Here is a 14,659-nt window from a genome sequence, read left to right as displayed (position 1 = left end):
GCTCCTTATGCGTGGTTCTTCTGGATGAAGCGGAACGCTTTTTCCGCCAGCACTGGCAAAAGCCGCAAGCGATACCAACCCGGCACGCCGGGGGCGTCGCGGCCAGAAAACTCATCGGCATAATCGGCAGCGATGTCGCGGATTTCTCCGGCATCGAGCTTGCGCCCGGTTATGGTATTTTCGAGACCGGTCCAGCGTTTCGCGACAGGCTCGACGCCGCCGACAGCCACGCAAGCGGCTGCGATTTCGCCGTCTTCCCGGACCGATATGGCGGTGGACAGATTGGCGACCGGATAGTCACCGGCCTTGCGCAAGGTGATCCGCGAATGGGTGCTGATCCGTCCTTGGCGCGGTATCACGATGCGGGCAATCAGGCTGGACCGGCCAAGGGTTCTGCGTTTGGCCAGAAAATCGACCATAGACAGCATGTTTCCGCCGTTCGGCGCGATGATCTCGACCTTCGCCTCAAGTGCCAGCAAAGCCGGAACGATGTCGGAGGCGGCAAAATCAACCGTGGCGATATTCCCGCCAATTGTCGCCGCCCGCCGGATCGCCGGATTGGCCGTGTACCCCGTGGCAACGGTCAGGGCCGCCAAATCCGAATGACCCGCCAGCGCCGCCGCAATCGCATCCTGTGTTGCCATAGCACCGATGGAAACGCTTTCCTCACCAACATCTATGTCGTGCATGCCCGGAATGGTGGAAAGATTGACAAAGATATCAGCGATCTTTTCCCCGCGGGTTGGCGCGCGCATGATCCACGTCGCGCCGGCGACCGGCAGTGCGCCATCGCCGAGATCCTGAAGCATGGTAACTGCCTGATCCAGATCCGCTGGCGAGTAAAATGTCGGGTTGTTGTTTATGGCCACTGAAGCGAGCCTTCCATTGGTTTCCCTGGGGAACCTTCAGTTCAGGCGTTCAATCGCATCCGGCAGAAAGCTCCTGACACGACAGGATAGAGAGCGTGGCAGGTCATGCAAAATTCAATTTTTGAAAATGGTATTATCGGAAATATTGAAGGCGTTCCGGCGTATGGCAAGGCGGGATGCCGTCACGAGCCGTCGCACGCAATCGCCCATGCCGTAGCCAGTCGTCAGCTTCGTAACAGGACGCTGCGCATCCCGACCAGCCTAGCTATTTGCGCCCGCTGAACTGAGGCATTTGCGGCGATACAAAGCATTGTTTGAAGTAATCCACCAGAAGATGCATGGCTGGTGAGAACTCCGCGTTTTTTCGCCAGGCCAGGCCAACATCCATTGTCGGCGGTTCAAAATCGGTGGACAGGGTTTCAAGGCGTTTGCCCTCCAGCGACCAGGGTCGGTACACCATATCCGAAAGGATCGAGACGCCCTGTCCATTGGCAACCATCGACCTGACGGCTTCCACGGATGACGTCCGTACCTTTGTCTTCGGTCGGAAGTTGGTTTTGCTCCAATACTTCATCGTGGTATGCGCCGTCTCATCGACGGTCAGCATGATGTAGTTTTCCTGCGCGATATCTTCGAACCTCGCCTTGTTTTCGTCCAGGAACCGATGCCCGTTCGGGACCCATAAACGTCGTGAGGATTTCATGAGGGTTTCCGATTCCAGCTCGGGATTGTTGATATTCGATGTCAGCAGCACCGCCAGATCGAACCGGTTCGAGAGCAACCCATCCTCGATGCTTTCGCGGTTAAGCTCGTGAAGCTGGATGTCGAGGCCGGGATGTTGCCGTGCCAGACGGTCGATATGATACGGCAGGAAATATCCGATGACCGTGTAGGTTGCAGCCAGCGAGATCTGACCGCTTACATCGGAGCGGCGTCTGGTCAGCTTCCTCGCCTCCTCCACCTTATCAAGAATTTCACGCGAAGCCGCCAGAAACTCCCGGCCGGAATCGGTCAGCTCCATTCCCTGTGACGTGCGGATGAACAGCTCCGCCCCAAGCGTGATTTCAAGATCCTTGATCGCGCCCGTCACCGAGGATTGCGAGATCGACAGGACATTGGCCGCCCGGCTGACCTGTCCGGTTTCCGCCGTGGCAACGAAATATTTCAAATGTCTCAGGTTCATCTGTATCGAATAACAGAAAACTATTTCTACGAACATCGGAAAAACCGATTACGCAAATATTCATTCAGACGAAATGGAGAAATTTATCTTTATTCGCAAGGGCTGTAGCGATCCTGTTAATATCGGAAATTCCGATATTGCTCCCTCAGAACAAACAAATTCCAATTGCGGAAGCGTTTTGTAATGGTTTTTCGAACCATAACAGGATGTTTGCGATGAAAGACAAGGTGGACCTGAACTGCGACATGGGTGAGGGCTTTGGCCAATGGACGCTGGGTGAGGCGCCTGATGAAGATATCATGGCGCTCATCAGTTCGGCCAATATCGCCGCCGGGTTCCACGCAGGCGATCCGAACTCCATGGACCGCGTGGTCAGGCTCGCGCAAACCTACGGTGTCGGGCTTGGCGCGCATCCCGGCTATCGCGATCTTCAGGGCTTCGGGCGGCGCTACATCAATGCCAAACCCGAAGAGCTGGTGAATGACATCGTCTATCAGGTCGGCGCCATCCGCGAATTCGGGCGTCGCTATGGCATCCAGTTGCAGCATGTGAAGCCGCATGGCGCGCTTTATATGGAAGCGGCAGTCAACGAGGAACTGTCCGAACAGATCGTCGACACGCTTGGGAAAACCTGTGCTACCGCAATCCTGTTCTGCATGGGGACCTCCAAGACCTACGATGTCGCGCGCCGCGCCGGTCATCCTGTCGTCCGGGAGTTCTATGCGGATCGCGACTACGACAAGTCAGGCTCCATCGTGTTTGCGCGGCGTGTGTCGCGGCCCAAACCCGAAGAGATCGCGGCCAAATGTGTCCGCGCCTGCAGGGAGGGCGTGGTGACGACCGTCGATGGCGAAGACATCAGCGTCGAATTCGAATCCATCTGCTTTCACTCCGACACCCCCGGTGCGCTCGAAGTCGGCAAGGCGATCCGCGCCGGCCTGATCGAGGCGGGAATAACAATCGCTCCAGCAGCTGCTGTTCTGGGGCTTTAACAAGACTTCAAGGGAGAAGAACATGGCCCATATTTTGTCGCCGCTGCCCGGCACGTTTTACATGAAACCGTCGCCCGAGGCCGAGCCCTACAAGACGCCGGGCGATCCGGTCAGAGTCGGAGACACGGTCGGCCTGATTGAGGTGATGAAGACCTTTATCGAGGTGAAATCGGAGATCGAGGGGACATTTACCGCCTATGTCGCCGAAGACGGTCATCCCGTGACTGCGGGGCAGCAACTCGCTGACGTGGCGGACTGATATGGGCATTGATCGACTGCTTATTGCCAACCGTGGCGAGATCGCGGTTCGCATTATTCGGGCGGCCCAGTCACTCGGCATCACGACGATTCAGGCCTATTCCGAAGGCGATGCTGATATGATGGCCGTCAAGCTGGCGGACGAATCCATCTGCATTGGCCCGGCCAAGGCATCTGATTCCTATCTGAACATTGACAAGGTCGTTTCTGCGGCAATCGAGACATCCGCCGGTGCGGTTCATCCCGGCTATGGTTTTCTTTCGGAAAGCCCCGGATTTGCGCGGGCGATTGAGCAGGCCGGGATTGTCTTTGTCGGACCGTCGGCCGACACGATAGAGCGAATGGGCGACAAGGTTGCCGCCCGTCAGGCCGCCGAAGCGGCAGGGGTGCCGGTCGTGCCCGGATCGAAGGGGCGGATCGAGAACGTCGATGATGCCATCGCGGTCGCCGCAGATGTCGGCTACCCGGTAATGGTCAAGGCCGCAGCCGGCGGCGGCGGGCGCGGGATCCGTATCGCCAACAGCGAGGAGGAACTCAGAACCCTCGCGCCGCAGGCGCAGGCCGAAGCCGCAGCGGCATTCGGGGATGGCGGTCTTTATGTCGAACGCGCCGTCCGGTCGCCGCGCCATATCGAGGTCCAGATCGTCGGTGACGGCAAGCGCGCGGTGCATTTTTACGAGCGCGAATGTTCGCTGCAACGCCGCCGCCAGAAAGTCTGGGAAGAGGCCGGGGCCGCCTGTCTCGACGAAGACACAAGGCAGCATCTGTGCCAGTCTGCGGTCGCTTTGGCCGAAGCGGTGAATTATCGCGGCGCGGGCACGCTGGAATATCTCTATGAGGAGGAGACCCGGGAATTCTTCTTTATCGAGATGAACACCCGAATTCAGGTCGAGCATCCCGTGACCGAGATGATCACCGGCATCGATCTGGTGCAGGAAATGATCCGGGTCTGCGGCGGTCAGGATCTGAGCGTCACCCAGGACGAGGTCAAGCGAAACGGGCACGCCATCGAAGTGCGCCTGAACGCCGAAGACCCGTTCATGCAGTTCCTGCCATTTCCGGGCAAGGTCGAAACCCTGAAGATCCCCGAGGGCGACGGCATTCGCTTCGATCACTTCATCTATGAGGGCTACCAGATTCCGCCCTTCTACGATTCGCTGATCGGGAAGCTGATCGTGCATGGCGCGGACCGCGCGGACGCGATTGCACGGATGGCGGCGGCGCTGAACGGGCTGGAAATCGGGGGTCTGAAAACCACCATCCCGCTCCACAAGGCCCTTGCCGCCGACCCGACCGTCGCCTCCGGCGATTTCCATACCCAATGGCTGGAGGCGTGGCTGGATGCCGGAAACCTCAAGCCCGAAAACTCGTGAGGAGGTCATGATGAAGACCAGATACACATTCGGAGGCGACGAGCACGTCTATGTCGAGATGGATGACGAAATGTCCCTCGACGCGTTCTTCAAGTCGCTCTCCATGAGCAACGCGGTGCGCGAAGCGAATATCGAAGGCGTGACGGAAATCTGTCCGGCGAACGCGTCGTTTCAGGTGCGCTTCGACCCCGATGTCATCGACCCCGACGACATTATGAGCCGGATCAAGGAGCTTGAGCACCGCGCCGAGTCCGCCGAGAAGCGTCTCAACACGCGGATTGTCGAAGTCCCGGTCTATTATCAGGATCCGTGGACGCATGAGACGCTGATGCGCTTCCGCGAACGCCATCAGGATCCGAACGGGACCGATCTCGAATATGCCGCCCGCATCAACGGCTATGACAGTGTCGAGGCCTTTATCGAGGCGCATCATTCGCAGCCGTGGTTCGTCTCCATGGTCGGTTTCGTCGCGGGGCTGCCGTTTCTGTATCAGCTCGTAGAGCGTGAAAAGCAGATCGAGGTGCCGAAATATCTGCGCCCGCGCACGGACACGCCCAAGCTGACGGTCGGCTATGGCGGCTGTTTTTCCTGCACCTACTCGGTGCGCGGCGCGGGCGGCTACCAGATGTTCGGTGTGACGCCGATGCCGATCTACGATCCGGCGCAAAAAGTGTCCTATCTCAAGGATTTCATGGTGTTTTTCAAACCCGGAGACATCGTGAAATGGAAGCCGATCGATCGCGCCGAATACGACGCCATCGTCAAGGCGGTCGAAGACGGAACCTATGAGCCACGCATTGCCGAGGTCGAATTCGATCTTGATGAGTTCAATGCCGACATGCCCGGCTACAACGCCAAATTGCTGGAGGCCCTCAATGACGCTTAAGATTGTAAACCCCGGCCTCGCCACATCGATTCAGGATCTCGGACGTCCCGGTTATTTCCATCTCGGCATTCCGATGGGTGGCGCCATGGACCGCTTCGCGCTGCGCTGCGCAAATATGCTGGTCGGCAATGACGAGGGGGCGGCCTGTCTCGAAGCGGTGTTCATGGGCCCGCAGATCGAGTTCACAAAGGACGCGACGGTCGCCGTGACCGGGGCGAGCTTGCCGACCAAGGTGGATGGCGAGGTGCAGGAACCCTGGAGCTCCTTTGTCGTCAAAGCCGGGCAGACGCTGAGTTTCGATTTCCTTCAGGCCGGTGCGCGCATCTATATCGCCGTCAGCGGCGGCATCACCACACCGGCCGCATTGGGCAGCCGGTCGACCTATCCGATCGGTGCGCTCGGCGGCGTCGAGGGCCGTGCCGTGCAGGCGGGCGACGAGCTGCCGACAGGCGGCGCGACCGGCCCCGGTGCCGGCAGGACCGTGCCCGAGGCGCTGCGCCGGATGCCGGGGAGCCCCGCGAAGCTTCGCGTGCTGCCGGGATTATACTGGCATCGCCTGACCGATGCTGCCGGTGCCGGTTTTTTCGAGGATGAATGGACCGTGGCCCCGGAAGCCGACCGGATGGGGTATCGCTTCAAGGGCGGTCGTCCGCTTGAATTCGTCGAACGCGAGCAGCCCTTCGGTGCCGGTGCGGACCCGTCGAATATCGTGGATGGCTGCTACTCCTACGGCTCCATCCAGGTGCCGGGCGGCACGGAGCCGATTGTCCTTCATCGCGATGCGGTCTCGGGCGGCGGTTATTTCACCCTCGGCGCGGTCATCTCGGCGGATATGGACCTGATCGGACAGCTTCAGCCGCACACGCCGGTCAAGTTCGAGAAAACCGATATGGCCGGGGCGCTTGCCGCGCGCCGCAGCCGCAAGGAAATGCTGGAAAAAATACGCCAAGAGCTCGTCTAAGGGCCAAAGATCAAAAACAAAATATGCGGAAATCCGCAAAACCTAACTGCAACTGACAAGGAGGTCAGAACAATGAAACTCATCCTGAAAACTGTATCGGCGCTGGCGCTAACCGCCGCGATCCCGATGTCGGCCCTCGCTGAGGAGGCATGGTTTCCCTATGAGGCGGAAGAGGTGACACCCGCCTTCTCCGCCGATGGAGAGGTCAGCGCGGTCACCTATACCCCGCTCGAAAGCGCCACGCAGCCGTGGAATATCTGCGTGTCCTTTCCGCATATGAAAGATGCCTATTGGCTCGGCGTCGATTACGGCGTCACCGCAGAGGCGGAACGGCTTGGCGTCAATCTCAATGTCGTCGAGGCAGGCGGTTACACCGAGCTGAACCGCCAGATCAGCCAGATCGAGGACTGCGTTGCCAATGATGCCGACGCCATTATTGTCGGGGCGATTTCCTTTGACGGCCTGAACAATGTCATCGGCGAAGTGGCGGGTCAGGACATTCCGGTGATCGACGTCATCAACGGCGTGTCCTCCCCGGAAATCTCGGCCAAATCGCTGGTCTCCTTCCACACGATGGGCCGCGAAACCGGCCGCTACCTGGCCGAACGTCACCCGGCAGGCTCCGATCCCGTCCAGGTCGGCTGGTTCCCCGGCCCCGCAGGTGCCGGTTGGGTCGAAGCGGCCCATGCAGGCTTTATGGAAGCCGTCGAAGGCTCGGCAGTCGAAGTGCTGGAGCCGCGCTTCGGCGATACCGGCAAGGAAGCGCAGCTCAAGCTGGTCGAAGACGTGCTGCAAGCCAACCCGGATGTGCGCTACCTCGCCGGGACTGCGGTGACGGCGGAGGCCGCGCAAGGGCTGATCCGCGAGCGCGGGCTTCAGGGCAAGGTCGATCTTCTGGCCTTCTACATGACACCGGGCGTCTATACCGGCATCCAGCGTGGCTTCATTCAGGCGGCACCCGCCGACAGCATGGTCATTCAGGGCCGGATCGCCGTCGATCAGGCGGTCAGGATCCTTGAGGGCGAAGACTATATCCAGCATGTCGGCCCGAAAATCTTCGTCGTCGACCCGGAGAATATCGGCGATGTGGCGCGTGAAAACATCCTGCCGCCGGATGGCTTCTCGCCCGTGTTCAACGTCGGGAACTGACACGCAATCCTCTCCCTGTTGGACTGCGGGCCGGTCAGGCCTGTCCTGCCGGCCCGCTTTTTTTTCGGAGATACCCCATGACCTCGACCGCGCTCGTCGAAACCCGCGCCCTCAGCAAGCAATATCCGGGGGTGCTTGCGCTCAACGCTGTGGATTTCGACCTCAAACCGGGCGAAGTTCACGTCCTTTTCGGTGAAAACGGCGCCGGAAAATCCACCCTGATTTCCATGCTCGCAGGCGCGAACACCCCAAGCAGCGGGCGGCTTGTGCTGGACGGCGAAGATGTTCATTTCGAAAGCGTTGCGGATGCGCAGAACAAGGGGATCTACACGGTCTTTCAGGAATTCTCGCTCATTCCGACGCTGACGGTCGCGCAGAATATCTTTCTGGGCTGGGAGCCGATGAAGGGGCCATTCGTCGACCACAAGACCATGCGCCGCCGCGCCCATGACATGCTGCTGGAGCTTGGCTTCGACATCGACCCGAAGGAGATCACGGCACATCTGTCACGGGCGCAGCAGCAGATGGTCGAGATCACCAAGGCCTTTCACGGCGACCTCAAGGTGCTGATCCTTGACGAGCCGACAGCCTCGCTCACCGATAAGGAGGTCGATCACCTGTTCGAGTTCGTGCAGGAGCTCAAGGCCAAGGGCGTCGGCATTATCTATATCTCGCACCGGATTCAGGAATTCGCCCGCATCGCTGACCGTGTCACGGTGCTGCGCGACGGCGCAAAAATCGGCACCGTCGATATATCCGAGACTGATGAGGATGCGCTTGTCGAAATGATGACCGGCCGCGCTATCGAGGAGATCTACCCGCCCATTGAACGCGGCTCCGGCGACGTCCTGCTCTCGGTCGAGGGGTTGCGCACCGCGGGCATCAGCGACGCCTCGCTTGAGGTTCGGGCGGGCGAGGTGCTGGGGGTTGCGGGTCTCGTCGGGTCCGGCAAGTCGCGGCTGTTTCGCACCATCATGGGGCTGACCACGCGGGTTGCCGGTTCGGTTGCGTTTAAAGGGCGGGACATCAGCGCCGCTTCGACGCGCGAGATCATCCGGGCCGGTATATATTACCTGTCGCCCGACCGCAAAGCAGAGGGGCTCGATCTCGCAAAACCGTCGAGCGACAATCTCGCGATCAATCTCATCATGGGCGACAAGGTCGGCGGCGACCGGCAGTTCATCAGATGGTCTGAGATCAGGTCCGAAGCCGGGGCGATTTCGGATCACGTCGAATTGCAGCCCTCCTACCGCGCGAAACCCGTCTCGCAGCTTTCGGGCGGGAACCAGCAGAAGGTGCTGTTCGGCAAATGCTTCGGCCAGAATGCCGACATCATCATCTTCGATGAACCGACAGTCGGCGTCGATATGGGCACGCGCGCGGCGCTCTATCGCCTGATCAAGGAACTGGCGGAGGCCGGCAAGGCGGTTGTCGTCATATCTTCGGATCTCCCGGAGGTCATGAACCTCTCTCACAGAATGATCGTCCTCGCGCATGGACGCATCTCCGCCGAACTCAGCGGGGACGAAATGACCGAGGAACAGGTTCTCAGATATTTCTTCGACGAAAGCGGAGCATAAACATGACGACAGAAACAAGAATGACAGGGCCCACGGATTTCGTTCGCAAGATTTTCGTGAAAGTCGGTGTCCTCCCCTTCTTTCTCCTCGGGGCGCTTGTGGTGTTCACCATCCTTTCGCCCAAATTCCTCACCGGCCAGAACCTGATCAATGTCGCGCGACAATCGGTCTATCTGGTGCTGGTCTCGCTGGGGCAGATGATCGTGCTGATTTCCGGCGGGTTTGACCTTTCGGTCGGGACGGCGATTGCGCTGACCTCCGTGGTCTCGGCGCTTGGCATGGTCTGGTTTGCGGGCATTTTCCCCGATCTGATCTGGCTCGCCATCCTGCTGGGCGCCTTTCTGGGCTTTGGCGCGGCGATTCTGGTCGGGCTGGTGAACGGGATCGGTGTCGCCTATTTCGACGTCTCGCCCTTTATCATGACGCTCGGCGTGTCCTCCGTCGGGGCGGGTCTGGCCCTGTTCCTGACAGGCGGGGTTCCGGTGTCCAGCCTGCCGATTGCGTTTGGCGATACGTTCGGCTTTGGGCGGTTATGGGGCATTCCCATCCCGGTCATTATCGCGCTGATCTGCATCGCCGCCATGTGGGCCTTCATGTCCCGGACCCGGCTCGGCACCCAGATCTATGCCGTCGGCGGCAATATCAAGGCCGCGCATCTTTCGGCGATCAATACCAAGCGCACGCTGATGCTGGCCTATGCGATCTGCGCATTGCTGGCCTCTCTCACGGGTCTGTTGCTGACCGCGCGAGTGGAATCCGGCGAGGCAAATCTGGGCGGAACATTGACGCTCGAATCCATTGCCGCATGCGTCATCGCCGGTGTGTCGCTGCGCGGCGGCATCGGACGGGTCGAAAACGTGGTGCTGGGGGCGTTCTTCATCATTCTGGTCCAGAACGGGATGAACCTCGCGCAGGTGAGTTCCTATATGCAGATGGTGCTGCTCGGTGCGCTTCTGATCCTCGCGGTGATCTTCGACCAGTTCCGCTACCGTATGCTGCTCAGCGGAAGCTGATCGCGGCGTTTCGATTTATACGACTGGGCCGGGCTCGGCCCGGCCCCTTCCCACAGGATCGGTTTTCAAAAGGGTGAATGCCATGCTCAACTCAGAAATCAGTGCCCGCCGCGAAAAGGCCATCTCGCGTGGTGTTGGCATGCAGACCCAGATCTATGCGGCGCGCGCGAAAAACGCCGAGGTCTGGGATGTCGAAGGGACGCGCTATATCGATTTCGCGGCCGGCATCGCCGTGGTCAATACCGGCCATTGCCACCCCAAGGTCATGGAGGCCGTCAGCAGACAACTCGGCGCCTTCACCCATACCTGCCATCAGGTGCTGCCCTATGAAAACTATGTCTCCCTGGCAGAACGTCTGAACGCCGCCGTGCCGGGCGATTTCGACAAAAAGACGGTTTTCGTCACCACCGGGGCCGAGGCTGTGGAAAATGCCATCAAGGTCGCGCGCGCCCATACGAACCGCCCGGCCGTCATCGCATTCGGCGGCGGGTTTCACGGGCGCACCTTCATGGGGATGAGCCTGACCGGCAAGGTCGCGCCGTATAAGCAGGGTTTCGGCGCGATGATGCCCGATGTGTATCATGTACCGTTCCCCGTCGAACTGCACGGGGTGTCCACGCAGGATTCGCTCGATGCGCTGAACAAGCTGTTCAAGACCGATCTCGACCCGGCGCGGGTCGCGGCGATCATCTTTGAGCCGGTGCAGGGTGAGGGCGGGTTCTACCCGGCCCCGGACGGCTTCGTCCGCGCCATCCGCGCGCTCTGCGATGAGCATGGCATTGTGATGATCGCAGATGAGATTCAGACCGGATTTGCGCGCACGGGCCATGTGTTTGCCATGGAAGGTTACGGTGTGGCACCGGATCTGACCACGATGGCCAAAGGTCTGGCCGGCGGGTTGCCGCTGGCCGCTGTCTGCGGCAAGGCCGAGATTATCGATGCCGCCGGTCCCGGCGGTCTTGGCGGCACCTATGGCGGCAACCCGCTGGGTATCGCCGCCGCCCATGCCGTGCTGGATGTGATCGCGGATGAGGATCTCTGCGCCCGCGCCAACGAGCTGGGCTCCCGCCTGCGGCAGCGACTGGAATCGCTGCGCGAGGCAACGCCGGAACTGGCGGATATTCGCGGCCCCGGCTTCATGGTGGCAGCCGAATTCAATACGGCGGACGGCGCGGCCCCCAGCCCGGAATTCACCCAGAAGGTGCGGGCCGAGGCGCTCAAAAGGAACCTGTTGCTGCTGACCTGCGGTGTCTATGGTAATGTCATTCGTTTCCTCGCCCCGATCACCATCCCGGATGATGTGTTCGGCGAGGCGCTGGATATTCTGGAAGACGCCATCGCCGCGGCACGGGAGAACGCATGATGCTCAACCTCAAAGACCCGACATTGCTGGAAACACGCGCCTTCGTGAATGGGCAGTGGGTCGAGAACGGCAGGACATTTCCCGTCCACAACCCCTCGACGGGGGCGGAGATCTGCAAGGTCACCGATCTCGCGGCGGATGAGGTCGCGCAGGCGGTTGATGCGGCCTTTGCGGCGAAAACCGACTGGGCCGGGAAAACCGGCAAGGAACGCAGCGCGGTTCTGCGCAAATGGCACGACCTGATGGTCGAGAATGCCGATGATCTCGCCACGATCCTGACGGCGGAAATGGGCAAGCCATGGCCCGAGGCCAGGGGCGAAATCCTCTATGGCGCGTCTTATATCGAGTGGTTCGCCGAAGAGGCCAAGCGGATTTACGGCGATACGATCCCGGCACCGCAGGGCGACAAGCGGATCGTCGTTCTCAAACAGCCGGTCGGCGTGGTCGGCTCCATCACGCCGTGGAACTTCCCCAATGCGATGATCGCCCGGAAAGTCGCCCCGGCTCTGGCCGTCGGATGCAGCTTCGTGGCCCGCCCCGCCGAGCTGACGCCGCTTTCCGCATTGGCGATGGCGGTTCTGGGAGAGAGGGCGGGGATCCCCAAAGGCGTGTTCAACGTCACCCCCAGCTCCGATTCATCCGGCGTCGGCAAGGAGCTTTGCCGCAACCCGAAAGTGGCGAAAATCACCTTCACCGGCTCGACCCGCGTCGGGCGGATCCTGATGGAACAATGCGCCCCCACGATCAAGAAAATGTCGCTGGAGCTGGGCGGCAATGCGCCATTCATCGTGTTTGACGATGCCGATCTCGATGCCGCCGTCGAGGGCGCGATTGCCGCGAAATTCCGCAATGCCGGCCAGACCTGTGTCTGCGCGAACCGGATCTATGTTCAAAGCGGCGTTTACGAAGAATTTGCCAGGCGACTGGCGGCGGGCGTGGAGAAACTCAAGGTCGGGGACGGTTTTGCCGATGGCGTGCAGATCGGCCCGCTGATCAATGAAGCGGCGGTTGAGAAGGTCGAGGATCACCTGAGCGACGCGACCTCGCACGGGGCCAAGGTTCTCACCGGGGGCGCGCGCCATGACAAGGGCGGCACCTTCTTCGAACCGACCGTTCTGGCCGATATGACCCCGGAGATGCGCATCTCGCGCGAGGAGACATTCGGCCCCCTTGCCCCGCTCTTTCAGTTTGACAGCGAGGATCAGGCCGTCGATCTGGCCAATGACAGCGAGTTCGGTCTGGCGGGGTATTTCTTCTCCCGCGATATCGGGCGGATCTGGCGCGTGGCGGAGCGGCTTGAGACCGGCATGGTCGGGATCAATACCGGGATCATGTCGACCGAGGTCGCGCCCTTTGGCGGCGTGAAACAATCGGGGATCGGCAGGGAAGGCTCCAAATACGGGGCGGATGATTATCTCGAACTCAAATATCTCTGCTTCGGCGATATCCAGTGAGGGTCCGGGCCGGGCGCATCGTCTCTGACGGGATGACCGCTGCGTCGGTCGTCCGGGATGATACGCCGATGCCCGGCCCGTCTCGGGGTCTGGCGACAGACCCGGTTCAGGCCATTCTCAACACGGCCGAGAACAGCGTTCTGGCACTGGTGGCCGGTGTCGAGGGCCCGTCCTACCGCCCCCTCGGCGCCATGATGGCGGTGTTGGGCGGCAATCGCCGGGTCGGGTCGCTGTCCTCGGGCTGCATCGAATCCGACATTTCCGCCCAAGCGATGCAGACCTTGCAAGCCGGGATACCGCGCATGCTGCGATATGGACGCGGCTCCCCCTTCATCGACATTCAGCTGCCCTGTGGTGGCGGTCTCGACATCCTGCTGCTGCCAAAGCCGGATCGCGAGGTTTGCACCCGGCTTCAATATCTGCGCCGCGCGCGCAAGCCTTGCGCTCTCTCGATCGCCCTCGACAGCGGGACCATTACCGTCACCGACCCTGTGCCCACCTATCGTGATGATCTGAAACTGTCGGTGCTGTTCGAGCCGCCCTTGCGCTTTCTGACCTTCGGCAAAGGCCCGGAGGCGAGTACGTTTTCTGCACTCGTGCAATCCGCCGGTTACCCCAACTTGCTGCTGTCACCAGACGGCGAGACACTCGATCAGGCCGCCGCTGCCGGATGCGAAACCCGCCCTCTGGCAAGGCCACAATTCCCGTCCGATCTGGAGGTGGACGCACGCAGCGCAATCGTGCTGTTTTTCCACGATCATGATTGGGAGCCGCCACTGCTCGCAGGCGCATTGCGCTCGCCTGCGTTCTATATCGGCGCGCAAGGCAGCATGCGCGCGCGGGATCAGCGATTATCGGCGCTGCGCGAGATGGCCGTGGCAGAGGCCGATCTGGCACGGCTGTTTGGGCCGGTCGGGCTGATCCGCTCCGCCCGCGATCCGGGCACTCTCGCCGTGTCGGTTTTGGCCGAGGTTCTCGCACAAGCGATGACCTCCGCAGCATGACAACCGCCGGCATCCTCCTCGCCGCTGGTCTATCTCGCCGGTTCGGTGTGGCCGATAAGCTGGTGGCCCCGCTCCGCGGCAGACCTCTGGTAACACACGCCGCCGCGACTTTGCGCACCCTCGCCCCGGAGATGCTGATCGCGGTGACGAGCAATGAGATCGTTGCCGCCGAACTGGATGGTTTTGTAATCACGCAGCCAGACGAGGCCACTGCGTCGCAATCCGCCAGCCTGCGGGCGGGCATTACTCTGGCAGGCGAACGCGGGGCGCAGCGGGCTCTGGTGATGCTGGGCGATATGCCGGGCGTGACCGTCGGGCTGGCCAAGCGCATCGCCCAGCGCTGCACCGACCGATCACCCGCAGCGGCGAGTGACGGGCGGTCGCCCAAGCCCCCCGCGTGTTTCCCGGCTGCCTGTTTCTCCGCCTTGCTTGATGTACAAGGCGACCAAGGCGCTCGCGCATTGCTGCGCAGCCTTCCGACCGACAACCTCATCTTCGCCGAACCCGGCGAGTTGCGGGACATAGATACGCTGCATGATCTGGAAGAGGCCGAAAGATACTGTGGTTAACAGGT

Annotated in this window: 14 protein-coding genes; 12 read left to right on the top strand and 2 right to left on the bottom strand. The window is 61.0% G+C overall.

Annotated features, from left to right (window positions below):
* Window positions 1-5 precede the first annotated feature (5 nt).
* Window positions 6-869, bottom strand: coding sequence for a xanthine dehydrogenase family protein subunit M (locus PAF12_RS13470; RefSeq protein WP_271107488.1), 864 nt, complete (start codon window positions 867-869; stop codon window positions 6-8).
* Window positions 870-1,134: 265 nt separating this feature from the next.
* The gene (locus tag PAF12_RS13465) at window positions 1,135-2,037 is read right to left on the bottom strand and encodes a LysR family transcriptional regulator (protein WP_271107487.1); all 903 of its coding nucleotides are present in this window, start codon (window positions 2,035-2,037) and stop codon (window positions 1,135-1,137) included.
* Window positions 2,038-2,267: 230 nt separating this feature from the next.
* On the opposite strand from PAF12_RS13465, the gene PAF12_RS13460 reads away from it, so the two are divergent.
* The 12 genes from PAF12_RS13460 to PAF12_RS13405 all read left to right on the top strand — a co-directional run bounded on the left by PAF12_RS13460 (window position 2,268) and on the right by PAF12_RS13405 (window position 14,654).
* The gene (locus PAF12_RS13460; RefSeq protein WP_271107486.1) at window positions 2,268-3,044 is read left to right on the top strand and encodes a 5-oxoprolinase subunit PxpA; all 777 of its coding nucleotides are present in this window, start codon (window positions 2,268-2,270) and stop codon (window positions 3,042-3,044) included.
* 22 nt (window positions 3,045-3,066) lie between these two features.
* Complete coding sequence (locus tag PAF12_RS13455) at window positions 3,067-3,303, top strand: acetyl-CoA carboxylase (protein WP_271107485.1); 237 nt, start codon at window positions 3,067-3,069, stop codon at window positions 3,301-3,303.
* Between the two features lies 1 nt (window position 3,304).
* The gene (locus tag PAF12_RS13450; RefSeq protein ID WP_271107484.1) at window positions 3,305-4,675 is read left to right on the top strand and encodes an acetyl-CoA carboxylase biotin carboxylase subunit; all 1,371 of its coding nucleotides are present in this window, start codon (window positions 3,305-3,307) and stop codon (window positions 4,673-4,675) included.
* A 10-nt stretch (window positions 4,676-4,685) separates the two neighbouring features.
* Entirely contained in the window at window positions 4,686-5,561 is an 876-nt protein-coding gene (locus tag PAF12_RS13445) for an allophanate hydrolase subunit 1 (RefSeq protein ID WP_271107483.1), read from the top strand.
* Window positions 5,551-6,522, top strand: a complete 972-nt coding sequence (locus PAF12_RS13440) for a biotin-dependent carboxyltransferase family protein (RefSeq protein ID WP_271107482.1) — start codon at window positions 5,551-5,553, stop codon at window positions 6,520-6,522. Before PAF12_RS13445 ends, PAF12_RS13440 begins: the two co-directional genes overlap by 11 nt.
* A gap of 72 nt (window positions 6,523-6,594) precedes the next feature.
* Entirely contained in the window at window positions 6,595-7,671 is a 1,077-nt protein-coding gene (torT, locus tag PAF12_RS13435; RefSeq protein ID WP_271107481.1) for a TMAO reductase system periplasmic protein TorT, read from the top strand.
* A gap of 77 nt (window positions 7,672-7,748) precedes the next feature.
* Window positions 7,749-9,251 carry a sugar ABC transporter ATP-binding protein gene (locus PAF12_RS13430; protein ID WP_271107480.1) on the top strand — a complete coding sequence of 501 codons (1,503 nt, stop codon included), beginning with the start codon at window positions 7,749-7,751 and terminating at the stop codon, window positions 9,249-9,251.
* Between the two features lie 20 nt (window positions 9,252-9,271).
* Window positions 9,272-10,264: an ABC transporter permease gene (locus tag PAF12_RS13425; protein WP_271107479.1), complete on the top strand. Its 993-nt coding sequence runs from the start codon at window positions 9,272-9,274 to the stop codon at window positions 10,262-10,264.
* An 82-nt stretch (window positions 10,265-10,346) separates the two neighbouring features.
* Window positions 10,347-11,627, top strand: a complete 1,281-nt coding sequence (locus PAF12_RS13420) for a 4-aminobutyrate--2-oxoglutarate transaminase (protein ID WP_271107478.1) — start codon at window positions 10,347-10,349, stop codon at window positions 11,625-11,627.
* Complete coding sequence (locus PAF12_RS13415) at window positions 11,627-13,081, top strand: NAD-dependent succinate-semialdehyde dehydrogenase (protein WP_271109714.1); 1,455 nt, start codon at window positions 11,627-11,629, stop codon at window positions 13,079-13,081. Before PAF12_RS13420 ends, PAF12_RS13415 begins: the two co-directional genes overlap by 1 nt.
* Window positions 13,078-14,085, top strand: coding sequence for an XdhC family protein (locus PAF12_RS13410; protein ID WP_271107477.1), 1,008 nt, complete (start codon window positions 13,078-13,080; stop codon window positions 14,083-14,085). The genes PAF12_RS13415 and PAF12_RS13410 overlap by 4 nt, the downstream gene beginning before the upstream one ends.
* Window positions 14,082-14,654, top strand: coding sequence for an NTP transferase domain-containing protein (locus PAF12_RS13405; protein WP_271107476.1), 573 nt, complete (start codon window positions 14,082-14,084; stop codon window positions 14,652-14,654). The genes PAF12_RS13410 and PAF12_RS13405 overlap by 4 nt, the downstream gene beginning before the upstream one ends.
* The last annotated feature ends 5 nt before the right edge of the window (window positions 14,655-14,659 follow it).

It is taken from the genome of Paracoccus sp. SCSIO 75233, assembly GCF_027912675.1.
In the GTDB taxonomy this organism is placed as follows: Bacteria; Pseudomonadota; Alphaproteobacteria; order Rhodobacterales; family Rhodobacteraceae; genus Paracoccus.
Note: the sequence above shows the minus strand (reverse complement) of the source record. Positions and strands in the feature narration are given on the sequence as shown.

What these genes read in the sequence shown, in the direction of transcription:
- PAF12_RS13460 (WP_271107486.1), top strand. Translation starts at nt 2,268, where the DNA reads ATGAAAGACAAGGTGGACCTGAACTGCGACATGGGTGAGGGCTTTGGC.
- PAF12_RS13455 (WP_271107485.1), top strand. Translation starts at nt 3,067, where the DNA reads ATGGCCCATATTTTGTCGCCGCTGCCCGGCACGTTTTACATGAAACCG.
- PAF12_RS13450 (WP_271107484.1), top strand. Translation starts at nt 3,305, where the DNA reads ATGGGCATTGATCGACTGCTTATTGCCAACCGTGGCGAGATCGCGGTT.
- PAF12_RS13445 (WP_271107483.1), top strand. Translation starts at nt 4,686, where the DNA reads ATGAAGACCAGATACACATTCGGAGGCGACGAGCACGTCTATGTCGAG.
- PAF12_RS13440 (WP_271107482.1), top strand. Translation starts at nt 5,551, where the DNA reads ATGACGCTTAAGATTGTAAACCCCGGCCTCGCCACATCGATTCAGGAT.
- torT (WP_271107481.1), top strand. Translation starts at nt 6,595, where the DNA reads ATGAAACTCATCCTGAAAACTGTATCGGCGCTGGCGCTAACCGCCGCG.
- PAF12_RS13430 (WP_271107480.1), top strand. Translation starts at nt 7,749, where the DNA reads ATGACCTCGACCGCGCTCGTCGAAACCCGCGCCCTCAGCAAGCAATAT.
- PAF12_RS13425 (WP_271107479.1), top strand. Translation starts at nt 9,272, where the DNA reads ATGACAGGGCCCACGGATTTCGTTCGCAAGATTTTCGTGAAAGTCGGT.
- PAF12_RS13420 (WP_271107478.1), top strand. Translation starts at nt 10,347, where the DNA reads ATGCTCAACTCAGAAATCAGTGCCCGCCGCGAAAAGGCCATCTCGCGT.
- PAF12_RS13415 (WP_271109714.1), top strand. Translation starts at nt 11,627, where the DNA reads ATGCTCAACCTCAAAGACCCGACATTGCTGGAAACACGCGCCTTCGTG.
- PAF12_RS13405 (WP_271107476.1), top strand. Translation starts at nt 14,082, where the DNA reads ATGACAACCGCCGGCATCCTCCTCGCCGCTGGTCTATCTCGCCGGTTC.